Genomic DNA, 12,619 nt, shown 5'->3' on the forward strand with positions numbered 1-12,619 from the left:
TACACAGGAAATTCCACCACCCTCTACCATACTCTAGCTTGTCAGTTTTGAATGCAGTTCCCAGGTTGAGCCCGGGGATTTCACATCCAACTTAACAAACCACCTACGCGCGCTTTACGCCCAGTAATTCCGATTAACGCTTGCACCCTCTGTATTACCGCGGCTGCTGGCACAGAGTTAGCCGGTGCTTATTCTGTCGGTAACGTCAAAGCAGCAAAGTATTAATTTACTGCCCTTCCTCCCAACTTAAAGTGCTTTACAATCCGAAGACCTTCTTCACACACGCGGCATGGCTGGATCAGGCTTTCGCCCATTGTCCAATATTCCCCACTGCTGCCTCCCGTAGGAGTCTGGACCGTGTCTCAGTTCCAGTGTGACTGATCATCCTCTCAGACCAGTTACGGATCGTCGCCTTGGTGAGCCATTACCTCACCAACTAGCTAATCCGACCTAGGCTCATCTGATAGCGCAAGGCCCGAAGGTCCCCTGCTTTCTCCCGTAGGACGTATGCGGTATTAGCGTCCGTTTCCGAGCGTTATCCCCCACTACCAGGCAGATTCCTAGGCATTACTCACCCGTCCGCCGCTCGCCACCAGGTACAAGTACCCGTGCTGCCGCTCGACTTGCATGTGTTAGGCCTGCCGCCAGCGTTCAATCTGAGCCATGATCAAACTCTTCAGTTCAAACATCTTTGGGTTTTTAAGAAACCCTAAACTTGGCTCAGCAATCGTTGGTTACATCTTTGATTTCTCGCGGAGTAACTTGTGATGCTGATAATCTTGTTGACTATCAGTCTGACTCCACAAGCACCCACACGAATTGCTTGATTCAGTTGTTAAAGAGCGGTTGGTTAAGATCTTTCGTCTCAACCGAGGCGCGCATTCTACAGCAGCCTCTGTTGCTGTCAAGTGGTTATTTTCAGAAGTTTTCAAAGTTTCCTTTGCAACTTCAACCACTTGCGCTTCCGATCTCTCGTTAGCGGGAGGCGAATTCTACAGCGTTACTCGCTGCTGTCAACACCTCTTTTTCTCCGCTTTCGACCGAGAAGATCGAACCGTCAATCAAGCCCTACAACCTTGCCTGATCAACTCCTTCTGGGCTTCGATGACCTGAAGCAACTCGCTGTCGAAAACTGCGCAACCCTTTGTTTACCAAGGAGTTTTCCGTTTCGACTGCGCCGGAAGTGGGGCGAATTATAGACTTCCAGAATCTGCCGTCAACCCCTAATTTCAGCTTTACTCGGATTTGAGCGTAATACGCGCAAATGCCTTCTTTCCAGCCTGGCAAACATGGGTCGCGCCCAGTACGTATATAAAGGTGCGATCGACAACCTCACCATCTATACGCACACCACCGGAACCCAGAAGGTCTCGAGCGACAGCCGAGTTCTTGACCAAGCCCGCCTTATTAAGGACAGCAGCGATCGGCATATCTTCAGAAGCGGTCAATTCGATCTCTGGCAGGTCGTCCGGCAGCTCGCCTTCCTTCATACGATTGCCCGCCCCACGGTGAGCATTGGCCGCAGCCTCCTCACCATGAAAACGCGCAACAATCTCTTCGGCCAGCTTGATCTTGATATCTCGCGGATTGGCACCCGCCTCGACATCGGCACGGAATGCATTGATCTCATCCATGGAGCGGAAACTGAGCAGCTCAAAGTAGCGCCACATCAGCGCATCCGGAATAGAGACCAGCTTGCCATACATGACACCCGGCGCTTCCTGGATACCGACGTAGTTGCCCAAGGACTTGGACATCTTCTTCACGCCATCCAGACCTTCGAGTAGCGGCATCGTCAGGATGCATTGAGCCTCTTGACCATAACTGCGCTGCAGCTCACGCCCCATCAGCAGGTTGAACTTCTGATCGGTACCGCCCAACTCGACATCCGCGCGCAAAGCGACCGAGTCATACCCTTGAACCAGCGGGTAGAGGAATTCGTGAATAGCGATTGGCTGGTTGGTCGTGTAGCGCTTGTCGAAGTCGTCGCGCTCAAGCATGCGAGCCACGGTGTACTGCGAAGTCAGACGAATGAAGTCCGCCGGCCCCATCTGATCCATCCAGGTGGAGTTGAACGCCACCTCGGTCTTGGCCGGATCAAGAATCTTGAATACTTGGGTCTTGTAGGTCTCGGCATTATCGAGAACCTGCTCGCGGGTGAGCGGAGGACGTGTCGCGCTCTTGCCGCTCGGATCACCGATCATCCCGGTGAAGTCACCTATAAGGAAGATCACCTGGTGACCCAGTTCCTGGAACTGGCGCAGCTTATTAATAAGCACGGTATGACCCAGGTGCAAATCCGGCGCAGTCGGATCGAAGCCTGCCTTAATACGTAGCGGCTGGCCACGCTTGAGCTTTTCGATCAGCTCGGACTCGACCAACAGTTCTTCCGCACCACGTTTGATCAGCGCTAGCTGCTCTTCAACCGACTTCATAACAGACCCGCAAGGCTCGAATTCAAAGGGAACCAACCATACAAGATCACGCGTCAAATACAAAGTTTGGCCGGCGCAATGACGCCAATCCGCTGGCAGAGTGACCACGGACTTGCTTCAGAGATGATTTGGTTATATTTTATACAGTTATTTCATCTTCATCATGTCATTCATCTTTTCCAATTCATCTTTTTCAAAGTCAAAAATTACCTATGACCAAAGAATCGTCTAAAGCGCCACCGCTTTACCCGAAGACCCACCTGCTCGCAGCAAGTGGTATCGCCGCTCTTCTGAGCCTGGCGCTTCTGGTATTCCCTTCCAGTGATGTAGAAGCCAAAAAGACGACCCTGAGTCTTGAACTGGAAAGCCCTGCTGAACAACTGACACAAGATCAAGACGCTGCTGAAGCCGTTCAAGCCACAAATGAACCGGCAGCCTCCCCTTTTGCGCAGATCGAAAACAGCGCAGAAGAACCGCAAGAAACAGCCCAGGCCACTCCCGCGCCTGCGGCCGAAGAAAAGAAGGCCCCTAACCACAGGGAAGTGATAGTTTCCAAAGGCGATACCCTTTCCACACTATTTGCGAAAGTCGGCCTTCCAGCCACTTCGGTGCATGAAGTACTGGCCAGTGACAAGCAGGCCAAGCAATTCAGCCAACTCAAACACGGCCAGAAACTCGAATTCGAACTGGCCCCCGACGGCCAGCTGACCAACTTGCACAGCAAAGTCAGCGACCTCGAAAGCATCACTCTGACCAAGAGTGACAAGGGTTATACGTTCAATCGCATTACTGCCAAACCTACCGTGCGCTCCGCCTACGCTCATGGCGTGATCAACAGCTCACTGTCGCAGTCTGCCGCGCGTGCTGGCCTGTCCCACAGCCTGACCATGGACATGGCCAGTGTGTTTGGCTATGACGTCGACTTCGCCCAGGATATTCGCCAAGGTGACGAGTTTGATGTGATCTATGAGCAGAAAGTTGTCAACGGCAAGGCTGTCGGCAACGGTCCGATCCTTTCCGCACGCTTCACCAGCCGCGGCAAGACATACACCGCCGTGCGTTACACCAACAAGCAAGGCAACAGCAGCTACTACACCGCTGACGGCAACAGCATGCGCAAGGCGTTTATCCGCACGCCGGTCGACTTCGCCCGCATCAGCTCGAAGTTCTCCATGGGCCGCAAACACCCGATCCTGAACAAGATCCGCGCCCACAAAGGTGTGGATTACGCAGCACCACGCGGCACGCCGATCAAAGCGGCCGGTGACGGCAAGGTGCTGCTGGCCGGTCGCCGCGGCGGCTACGGCAATACCGTGATCATCCAGCATGGCAACACCTACCGAACGCTGTACGGCCACATGCAAGGCTTTGCCAAAGGCGTCCAGACTGGTGGCACCGTCAAACAGGGCCAAGTGATCGGCTACATCGGTACTACCGGCCTCTCCACCGGCCCGCATTTGCACTACGAGTTCCAGGTCAATGGCGTGCACGTCGACCCACTGGGCCAGAAGGTCGCGATGGCCGACCCAATCTCCAAAGCGGAGCGCGCACGCTTCCTCGCGCAGAGCCAGCCGCTGATGGCGCGCATGGATCAAGAGAAAGCCACCATGCTGGCTTCGAAGCGCTAATCCATGACGCTCTATATAGGTGTGATGTCCGGGACCAGCCTCGATGGGCTGGACATTGCGCTGATCGAGCTGACTCCGGCGATCAACCTGATCGCCACGCACTACACCCCAATGCCTGACTCCCTGCGCGCAGAGCTACTTGGCTTGTGCGCCAGCGGCTCGGACGAGATTGCCCGTTCCGCCATCGCCCAACAGAACTGGGTAAAACTGGCCGCGCAGGGCATTAACGCCCTCCTCCATCAACACAACCTGAAGCCCGAAGACATTCGCGCGATTGGCAGCCACGGCCAGACCATTCGCCATGAGCCGGCCCGCGGCTTCACGGTGCAAATTGGTAACCCTGCCCTGCTGGCCGAGATGACCGGCATCACAGTAGTCAGCGACTTCCGCAGCCGTGATGTTGCCGCTGGCGGGCAAGGCGCACCTCTGGTTCCAGCTTTTCACGAAGCCTTGTTTGAAGAACGTGCCGGCAATCGCGCAGTATTGAATGTTGGCGGTTTCAGCAACCTCAGCCTGATCGAGCCCGGCAAACCTGTCGCCGGTTTCGACTGCGGCCCAGGGAACGTCCTGCTGGATGCCTGGATTCATCAGCAACGCGGCGACAACTTTGATCGCGACGGCCAATGGGCTGCCAGCGGCAAGGTTGAACCGGTCCTGCTGCATGAATTGCTGAGTGATCCTTTCTTCGTCACCAAAGGCCCGAAAAGCACTGGCCGCGAAGTGTTCAACCTGCCATGGCTGACACAGCATCTATCGAAACTGCCACCCTTCGCCGCTGAAAACGTGCAAGCAACCCTGCTTGAGCTGACCGCATTGACCATCGTCGAGTCCCTGCAGCACGCCCAATCGGATACTCAGGAACTGCTTGTCTGCGGTGGCGGCGCACACAACGCCACACTGATGAAGCGCTTGGCCAGCCTGCTACCGAACGCGACGGTCAGCAGCACCGCCGCTTACGGCGTGGACCCGGACTGGGTCGAAGCCATGGCCTTCGCCTGGCTGGCCCATTGCTGCCTGGAAGGCATCGCCTCCAACCGCCCGAGCGTCACCGGCGCCCGCGGCCTGCGCGTACTCGGCGCCATCTACCCGGCCTGACTATCCAGATCAAATCCCACACAGCAAAACGCCGCAAAGCCCTGAAGCCATGCGGCGCTTGATAATGCGGTGAAACGCGATCAGATCGAGAACGAAGAGCCGCAGCCACAAGTGGTGCTGGCGTTCGGGTTCTTGATCACGAAACGCGAACCTTCCAGACCTTCCTGATAATCCACTTCAGCACCAGCCAGGTACTGGAAGCTCATTGGATCTACGACCAGACTCACACCTTCGCGCTCGACGATGGTGTCGTCATCGGCCACTTCTTCATCGAAGGTGAAGCCGTACTGAAAACCTGAACAACCGCCGCCCGTAACGAATACGCGCAGCTTCAAGCGATCATTCCCCTCTTCATCGACCAGGCTCTTCACCTTGTGCGCGGCACCGTGGGTGAATTGCAAAGCGGTGGGGGTGAAGGATTCGACGCTCATGCTGACTATCTCCCGGCGTTACGCCGCCATAATGCGTGATGACGCGCATTATCCGCTTCTCCTAGAAAATCGGTCAACTATTGTTACGGTATATCAATAAACCCGATTGCTGGCTCGAAACGCAAAAAGGCCCGTCAGACGGGCCTTTTTGCTGAGCGGACTATTGCCTTACGGCAGCATGCCGGCGTGGGACAGGCCCAGACGTTCATCCAGACCAAACAGGATGTTCAGGTTCTGCACCGCCTGACCCGACGCACCTTTGACCAGGTTATCGATCACCGACAACACCACCACCAGATCACCGTCCTGCGGACGATGCACGGCGATTCGGCAGACGTTGGCACCGCGCACACTGCGGGTTTCCGGATGGCTGCCGGCCGGCATCACGTCGACGAACGGTTCGTTGGCATAACGCTTTTCAAACAGCGCTTGCAGATCCACCGAGCGATCAACGACGGTCGCGTACAGCGTCGAATGAATGCCGCGAATCATAGGCGTCAGGTGCGGAACGAAAGTCAGACCGACGTCCTTGCCCGCTGCGCGACGCAGGCCCTGGCGGATTTCCGGCAAGTGACGGTGACCTTTGACGGAGTAGGCTTTCATGCTTTCCGACGTCTCGGAGTACAGCGACCCCACAGAGGCGCCACGGCCAGCACCGCTGACACCGGATTTGCAGTCAGCGATCAAACGGGTGGTATCGGCCAGACCGGCTTCGAGCAACGGCAGGAAACCCAACTGCGTCGCCGTTGGATAGCAACCCGGCACAGCGATCAGGCGTGCGTCCTTGATCTGCTCGCGATTGACTTCCGGCAAACCGTAGACCGCTTCTTCCAGCAGTTCCGGCGCACCGTGCGGCTGGCCGTACCACTTGGCCCACTCGACAGGGTCTTGCAGACGGAAGTCTGCCGACAGGTCGATGACCTTGGTCCCGGCCGCCAGCAGTTCGCCGGCCAGCGCATGGGCAACTCCGTGTGGCGTGGCGAAGAACACCACATCACAGGCGCCCAGAGTCTTGATGTCCGGAACGCTGAAGGCCAGGCCGTCGTAGTGGCCTCGCAGGTTCGGGTACATATCAGCCACGGCCAGACCGGCCTCGGATCGGGAAGTGATCACTACCACTTCAGCTTGCGGATGCTGTGCCAACAGACGCAGCAGTTCGACACCGGTGTAACCCGTGCCGCCGACGATACCGACCTTGACCATAAACCTGCCCTCAACGAACTCACTGGAAAGCCGTCGATAATAGGGCCCGCATCGTCCTGCGACAACCGCTTAGGTGACGTGCGGCCGCTCAAGCCTCTACTATTCGGGCTACCGTGAACCTGGGAATAACTAACAATGCTTTATCTGTGGCTCAAAGCGCTTCACATCGTCAGCATGGTCTGCTGGTTTGCCGGCCTGTTTTACCTGCCGCGCCTGTTCGTTTATCACGCCCAAAGCGAAGACACCGTCAGCAAGGAACGCTTCAGCATCATGGAGCGCAAGCTGTACCGCGGCATCATGGGCCCGGCGATGATCGCCACCCTGATTTTCGGTATCGCGCTGATCTGGCTTAACCCAAGCATTTTCAGTCAAGGCGCGTGGATTCACGCCAAACTGACCCTGGTGGTGATCCTGATCGGCTACCACCACATGTGCGGCGCACAGGTAAAGCGTTTTGCCCGTGGCGAAAACACCCGCCGCCATGTCTTTTATCGCTGGTTCAATGAAGTGCCGGTTCTGATATTGCTGGCTATCGTAATTCTGGTCGTCGTTCGGCCGTTCTAACTCCAATAGGCACAACTCACCGGGGTACTTCCAATGTCGCTGCCCGCTTTGCTCGAACAACGTTTGCGCCTGCCCGTGGTGGCAGCGCCGATGTTCCTGATTTCCAATCCGCAATTAGTGCTCGCCTGTTGCCGTAACGGCGTGGTCGGCAGCTTTCCTGCGCTAAACCAGCGTGAGAGCAGCGGCTTCAAGGCCTGGCTGGAAGAGATCGAAGCAGGACTGGCGTCACTGGAGAACCCGGCGCCTTACGCGGTGAACCTGATCGTCCACAACAGCAACCCGCGACTGCAAGCAGACCTTGCGATTTGCGTCGAGCATAAAGTGCCGATTGTGATCACCAGCCTCGGTGCCGTTAAAGAACTGGTCGATGCGGTCCACAGTTATGGAGGCCTGGTGTTTCATGACGTGACGACCCGTCGCCATGCCGAGAAAGCCGCCGAGGCCGGTGTGGACGGCTTGATTGCCGTGGCAGCAGGCGCCGGTGGACACGCCGGGACTTGGAGCCCGTTCTCGCTGATCGCCGAGATTCGCCAGTTTTTCGACAAGACCCTGCTGCTGGCAGGCTGCCTGAACCATGGCCACGAGATTCTTGCGGCGCAATTGCTTGGCGCGGATCTGGCCTACTTCGGTACGCGATTTATCGGCACCACTGAAAGCCATGCGCCTGACGCCTACAAAGAGATGTTGCTGACATCCAGAGCCGCGGACATCGTCCATACTCCGGCGGTCTCGGGTGTACCGGCGAGTTTCATGCGTCAAAGCCTGGAAGCTGCCGGTTTCGACATGAAGGCGCTGCAAGGCAAGGGCGAAGTCGACTTCGGCTCCAAACTCAAGCCCATCAGCGATGAAGCCAAAGCCTGGAAAACCGTGTGGTCCGCGGGCCAGGGTGTCGGGGAAATCGATGATTTGCCGAGCGTCGATCAATTGGTCGCACGGCTGGACGCGGAGTACCGCAAGGCCCTGGAACTGGCGGCACAGCTGCCTAAACGCTGGCCGCGCTGAGATGAAAGTTTGGCCAGCCCGCCCCGGCTGGCTTTACACTCCACGCCTGTAACATTTCCTCATTCAAAAACTCGCGACAAGGATGCCTCGCAATGAGCGACAACCGTTTCAAGATCGTGTTCGACGGCGCTCTGCTGCCAGGCGTTGACGTCACCACCGCCAAACAAAATCTGGCCGCGCTGTACAAAAGTGAGATCGCGGCTGTCGAGCGACTGTTCACTGGCAAGACGGTTACGCTCAAACAAGACCTGTCGCAGGTTGACGCGCAAACCTACCTTCAAGCGCTGAGGAAAACCGGCATCGATGCTCGCATCGAAAGCGAATCATCCATAGAGCTGAACCTGGCCGACGCCCGCGAACACGCGCCCGCCAACAGCCAACCGGTATTCGCCGACCCCGCATCTCCTTACGCACCGCCCCGGGCCACTGTCGGCGAAAGCCCGCCCGCGTATGCTCCACTCAAGCCATTCAGCGTCGATGGCCGCATCGGTCGTTTGCGCTATCTGGCCTGGACGATGTCCCTGACGCTGGTCACGCTGGCCGTCGGTTCGGTATTGGCCATTTTCGCCTTCGCCATCATCAGCGCCGATTCGACCGCAGGCCTGATTCTCGGTGGTCTGGTTGCGTTCATCCTGTTCATTGCCATGGCGGTCGTCAGCATTCAGATCAGCGTGCAGCGTCTGCACGACATCGGCTGGTCTGGCTGGCTCTGGTTGCTGAACCTTGTGCCGTTCGTGGGCAGCTTCTTCCCGTTTGTGATCATGATCGCTCCGGGCACCAACATTCCCAATCAATACGGCGCGCCGCCTCCGCCTAACACCACCGCAGTCAAGGTGCTGTCTTCGCTCTGGGTCGTGTTCATCGCGCTCGTTTTCATTGGCGCACTGGCCGGCGGCATTACTGCCATCCAGCAGGAATACGAAAGTGCTGCCGAAACCAGCTATGACAGCAGCTCGGTAACTACCGACGAAGTTGAAGTCGAGCCAGCGCAAGAGGCGGAGCAAGCAGCGGATTCCGCAGAGGAAGAAGCCGAATAAGCCCCGGCCCCTGTAGACTCTGCGAAAGAATGAACAGCGCTCCCCGCCCGTGACACCCGCGTCGCCGGCGCGGAGCTGTTGCGATGGAGAACTGCATGACCCGTTACGCTCTGATCACTGGTGCTTCCAGCGGCATCGGCCTGGCGATGGCCGAAGCGCTGGCCCGCCGTGGCCGTAGCCTGATTCTGGTGGCCCGACAACGTGATCAGCTGGAAAGTATTGCAATTGAACTGACCCAACGGTTTGGTGTGGAAGTCTTGTTCCGCGCCTGTGACCTCGGCGAGCCGTTGCGGCTGTCCGGGTTCCTGCTGGAACTGGAAGAAGGTGACCGGCAAATCGATTTGCTGGTCAACTGCGCCGGCATCGGCACCTGCGGGCCATTTCTGGCCCAGGACTGGATGACCGAGCAGGACCTGATCGAAGTGAACATCCTGGCCCTCACCCGCTTGTGCCATGCCATCGGCAACAGCATGGCCTTGCAGGGCGGCGGGCAGATTCTGAACGTCGCTTCAATGGCGGCCTTCCATCCTGGCCCGTGGATGAGCACGTATTACGCCAGCAAAGCTTATGTGCTGCACTTTTCCGAAGGGTTGCGCGTCGAGCTGAAGAAATGCGCGGTCAAGGTCTCGGTGCTTTGCCCCGGCCCGACACGCACCGGGTTTTTCCGCACCGCGCAATTGGACACCGGCAAACTGGCCGACAGCAAGCTGCTGATGAGCCCCGAAGAAGTGGCGCTGTATACCGTGCGGGCTATGGAGAAAAATCGCGCGATCATTATTCCGGGTCGCGGGAATCGCTGGCGCGCTGTTCTGCCGCGGCTCGGCTCTCGCTGGTTGATCCGGACAGTCGCAGGCATGGTCAACAAGGCCTACTGCCCGCGCTGACCAGACCTGAAGGTAAAAGGCTGGGCTCGGGGATAACCCATGAGTACACTCAGGCCAGCCCAAACAACGGAGAAAACAGCTGTGGATACTCTGTTCACCAAGATCATCAACCGGGAAATCCCGGCAAAGATCATCTACGAGGACGACCAGGTACTGGCCTTCCACGACATAAACCCACAGGCGCCGGTGCATTTTCTGGTCATTCCGAAAAAAGCGGTGCGCACCCTTAACGACCTTACCGAGGACGACAAGGCATTGGCCGGGCATATTCTGTTCACCGCCCAACGCCTCGCCCTGGAACTGGGCTGCGAAAAAGGCTTCCGCGTTGTCATGAACTGCAATGAAGAAGGTGGGCAGACTGTCTATCACATTCATATGCATGTGCTCGGTCAGCGCCAGATGCACTGGCCGCCGGGCTGATTGAGGCTCTGAGGGCTTTTGTGGCGAGGGAGCTTGCTCCCGCTGGGCTGCGTAGCAGCCCTGAAACCTGAGGACTCATTGGCCTTGATTGTGACTGCTTCGCAGTCCGACGGGAGCAAGCTCCCTCGCCACATGCCTCATTCTTGCAAATGACCCAGCGCAAACCTTCCCTCGGCCGATTGGGTTAAACTGGCCGCCGAGATTCTTCCCGGAGGTCAGCATGACTACCCAGCGTCACTACTCGCCGATTGACCGTCTTCTGCTGCAAGCCGATGCCGCGATGCGTACATTGCTGCCTTTCAGCGGCCAGCCGTACCGTCCGTCGCCCGCCATCGTGCAGCCGGATGCGCAAATGAGTGACGAAGACACCCGCCATGTTGCCGGTTTGATGCGCATCAACCATACCGGTGAAGTCTGCGCCCAGGCGCTGTATCAGGGTCAGGCCCTGACTGCCAAGCTGCCGCACGTGCGTGCCGCCATGGAACACGCTGCCGAAGAAGAAATTGATCACCTGGTTTGGTGCGAGCAACGCATCAAGCAGTTGGGCAGCCATACCAGCATTCTCAATCCACTGTTCTACGGCATGTCGTTCGGGATTGGCGCCGTGGCCGGATTGATCAGCGACAAGGTCAGCCTGGGTTTCGTGGCTGCTACCGAGCATCAGGTGTGCAAACACTTGAACGAGCACCTTGAGCAATTGCCGGCGGAAGACGAAAAGTCCCGGGCAATTCTTGAGCAGATGCGGGTTGATGAAGAACATCATGCCGAGAGTGCGCTGGAGGCTGGAGGCTTTCGTTTTCCGGCGCCGGTGAAATTCGGGATGAGTTTGATGGCCAAGGTGATGACCAAGAGTACCTATCGGATCTGATAGATGCACTGTCCGGGAGAGCCCTATCGCGAGCAGGCTCGCTCCCACAGTGACCGTGTTCAGGTAATAAAAAAGGCGACTGCCGTGAGGTAGTCGCCTTTTTTGTACCCGAAAATCTTAGGTCGGCATGTTGCGCGCGTAGAAGATTTCGAGCATTTCGTGTTTCACACGATCCGTCACTTGAGCACGCTGCTCAGGGGACAGGTTGTTGGTCGCGTCGCCGAACAGGTAGTTGTCCAGTTCGAAGTTCTTCAACAGCATTTTGGTGTGGAACAGGTTTTCCTGGTACACGTTCACGTCGGTCATCTGGTACGCGTCGCGGGTGTCGTCGGAGAGGTAGTTCTGGATCGAGTTGATCTCGTGATCGATGAAGTGCTTGTTGCCTTCAACGTCACGGGTGAAACCGCGCACACGGTAATCCACGGTCACGATGTCCGAATCGAACTGGTGAATCAGGAAGTTGAGCGCTTTAAGCGGTGAAATGACGCCACAGGTCGACACGTCGATGTCCACACGGAATGTCGCAATACCGTCGTCCGGATGGATTTCCGGGTAGGTGTGCACCGTGATGTGGCTCTTGTCGAGGTGGGCCAGGATAATCTCGGGCAACGGACCCGGCGACTCTTCGATCTGGCTGTCGGTCGGGGTTACCGGCTCTTCAGAGATCAGAATCGTTACGCTGGCGCCCTGCGGATCGTAGTCCTGACTGGCGATGTTCAGGATGTTGGCACCAATGATATCGACAACTTCTGTGAGGATCTGCGTCAGGCGCTTCGCGTTGTACTCTTCATTGATGTACTCAACGTAAGCCTGTTGGTCTTGCGGGGTTTCCGCATAGCAGATGTCATAGATGTTGAAGCTCAAGGTCTTTGTCAGGTTATTGAACCCGTGGAGCTTGAGTTTGCTTTTCACCGTTAAAAACTCTCTATGTATTGCGGCCCGGGCCGCGTGATCAAGCATGCCCGTCAGATGCGAACGACGCACCTGCGTAGGACGGTTAACACCTCTTCGCGATGGCGATTTTGGTTGTCTGTTCGGGTTCGCAGCCTGTC

General features: G+C 57.2%; 12 protein-coding genes and 1 rRNA gene (1 of these 13 cut by a window edge). 8 read left to right on the top strand and 5 right to left on the bottom strand.

What is annotated here, in order from left to right; genetic code table 11:
- A 16S ribosomal RNA gene (locus ACYZT8_RS26810) occupies positions 1 to 683 on the bottom strand (it extends 856 nt beyond the left edge of the window).
- A 552-nt stretch (positions 684 to 1,235) separates the two neighbouring features.
- A complete protein-coding gene (gene tyrS / locus ACYZT8_RS26815; protein WP_461977181.1) occupies positions 1,236 to 2,435 on the bottom strand; it encodes a tyrosine--tRNA ligase in 1,200 nt (399 codons plus the stop codon).
- A 212-nt stretch (positions 2,436 to 2,647) separates the two neighbouring features.
- Here tyrS and ACYZT8_RS26820 point away from each other — a divergent pair, with 212 nt between their 5' ends.
- Both ACYZT8_RS26820 and ACYZT8_RS26825 read left to right on the top strand, forming a co-directional pair.
- Positions 2,648 to 4,063 carry a peptidoglycan DD-metalloendopeptidase family protein gene (locus ACYZT8_RS26820; protein ID WP_461977183.1) on the top strand — a complete coding sequence of 472 codons (1,416 nt, stop codon included), beginning with the start codon at positions 2,648 to 2,650 and terminating at the stop codon, positions 4,061 to 4,063.
- A gap of 3 nt (positions 4,064 to 4,066) precedes the next feature.
- The gene (locus ACYZT8_RS26825; RefSeq protein WP_461977185.1) at positions 4,067 to 5,158 is read left to right on the top strand and encodes an anhydro-N-acetylmuramic acid kinase; all 1,092 of its coding nucleotides are present in this window, start codon (positions 4,067 to 4,069) and stop codon (positions 5,156 to 5,158) included.
- A gap of 80 nt (positions 5,159 to 5,238) precedes the next feature.
- On the opposite strand, the gene erpA is transcribed toward ACYZT8_RS26825, so the two are convergent.
- Both erpA and argC read right to left on the bottom strand, forming a co-directional pair.
- Entirely contained in the window at positions 5,239 to 5,589 is a 351-nt protein-coding gene (gene erpA / locus ACYZT8_RS26830) for an iron-sulfur cluster insertion protein ErpA (protein ID WP_007947969.1), read from the bottom strand.
- A gap of 168 nt (positions 5,590 to 5,757) precedes the next feature.
- A complete protein-coding gene (gene argC, locus ACYZT8_RS26835; protein WP_461955955.1) occupies positions 5,758 to 6,792 on the bottom strand; it encodes an N-acetyl-gamma-glutamyl-phosphate reductase in 1,035 nt (344 codons plus the stop codon).
- 135 nt (positions 6,793 to 6,927) lie between these two features.
- On the opposite strand from argC, the gene hemJ reads away from it, so the two are divergent.
- The 6 genes from hemJ (at position 6,928) to coq7 (ending at position 11,567) form a co-directional block, all read left to right on the top strand.
- The gene (gene hemJ, locus ACYZT8_RS26840) at positions 6,928 to 7,356 is read left to right on the top strand and encodes a protoporphyrinogen oxidase HemJ (RefSeq protein ID WP_461977187.1); all 429 of its coding nucleotides are present in this window, start codon (positions 6,928 to 6,930) and stop codon (positions 7,354 to 7,356) included.
- Between the two features lie 33 nt (positions 7,357 to 7,389).
- Positions 7,390 to 8,358 carry an NAD(P)H-dependent flavin oxidoreductase gene (locus ACYZT8_RS26845; RefSeq protein WP_461977189.1) on the top strand — a complete coding sequence of 323 codons (969 nt, stop codon included), beginning with the start codon at positions 7,390 to 7,392 and terminating at the stop codon, positions 8,356 to 8,358.
- A gap of 92 nt (positions 8,359 to 8,450) precedes the next feature.
- Entirely contained in the window at positions 8,451 to 9,395 is a 945-nt protein-coding gene (locus tag ACYZT8_RS26850) for a DUF805 domain-containing protein (protein WP_461977191.1), read from the top strand.
- A gap of 95 nt (positions 9,396 to 9,490) precedes the next feature.
- Complete coding sequence (locus ACYZT8_RS26855) at positions 9,491 to 10,279, top strand: SDR family NAD(P)-dependent oxidoreductase (RefSeq protein WP_461977193.1); 789 nt, start codon at positions 9,491 to 9,493, stop codon at positions 10,277 to 10,279.
- Positions 10,280 to 10,360: 81 nt separating this feature from the next.
- Positions 10,361 to 10,699 (top strand): histidine triad nucleotide-binding protein, encoded by a 339-nt coding sequence (locus ACYZT8_RS26860; RefSeq protein WP_461977195.1) that lies wholly within the window; start codon positions 10,361 to 10,363, stop codon positions 10,697 to 10,699.
- A 220-nt stretch (positions 10,700 to 10,919) separates the two neighbouring features.
- Entirely contained in the window at positions 10,920 to 11,567 is a 648-nt protein-coding gene (gene coq7, locus ACYZT8_RS26865) for a 2-polyprenyl-3-methyl-6-methoxy-1,4-benzoquinone monooxygenase (protein ID WP_461955961.1), read from the top strand.
- A 117-nt stretch (positions 11,568 to 11,684) separates the two neighbouring features.
- Here coq7 and speD read toward each other — a convergent pair whose 3' ends face one another.
- Positions 11,685 to 12,479 carry an adenosylmethionine decarboxylase gene (speD, locus tag ACYZT8_RS26870; protein ID WP_131061017.1) on the bottom strand — a complete coding sequence of 265 codons (795 nt, stop codon included), beginning with the start codon at positions 12,477 to 12,479 and terminating at the stop codon, positions 11,685 to 11,687.
- Positions 12,480 to 12,619: the final 140 nt, after the last annotated feature.

This window comes from Pseudomonas sp. LB3P93 (assembly GCF_054898025.1).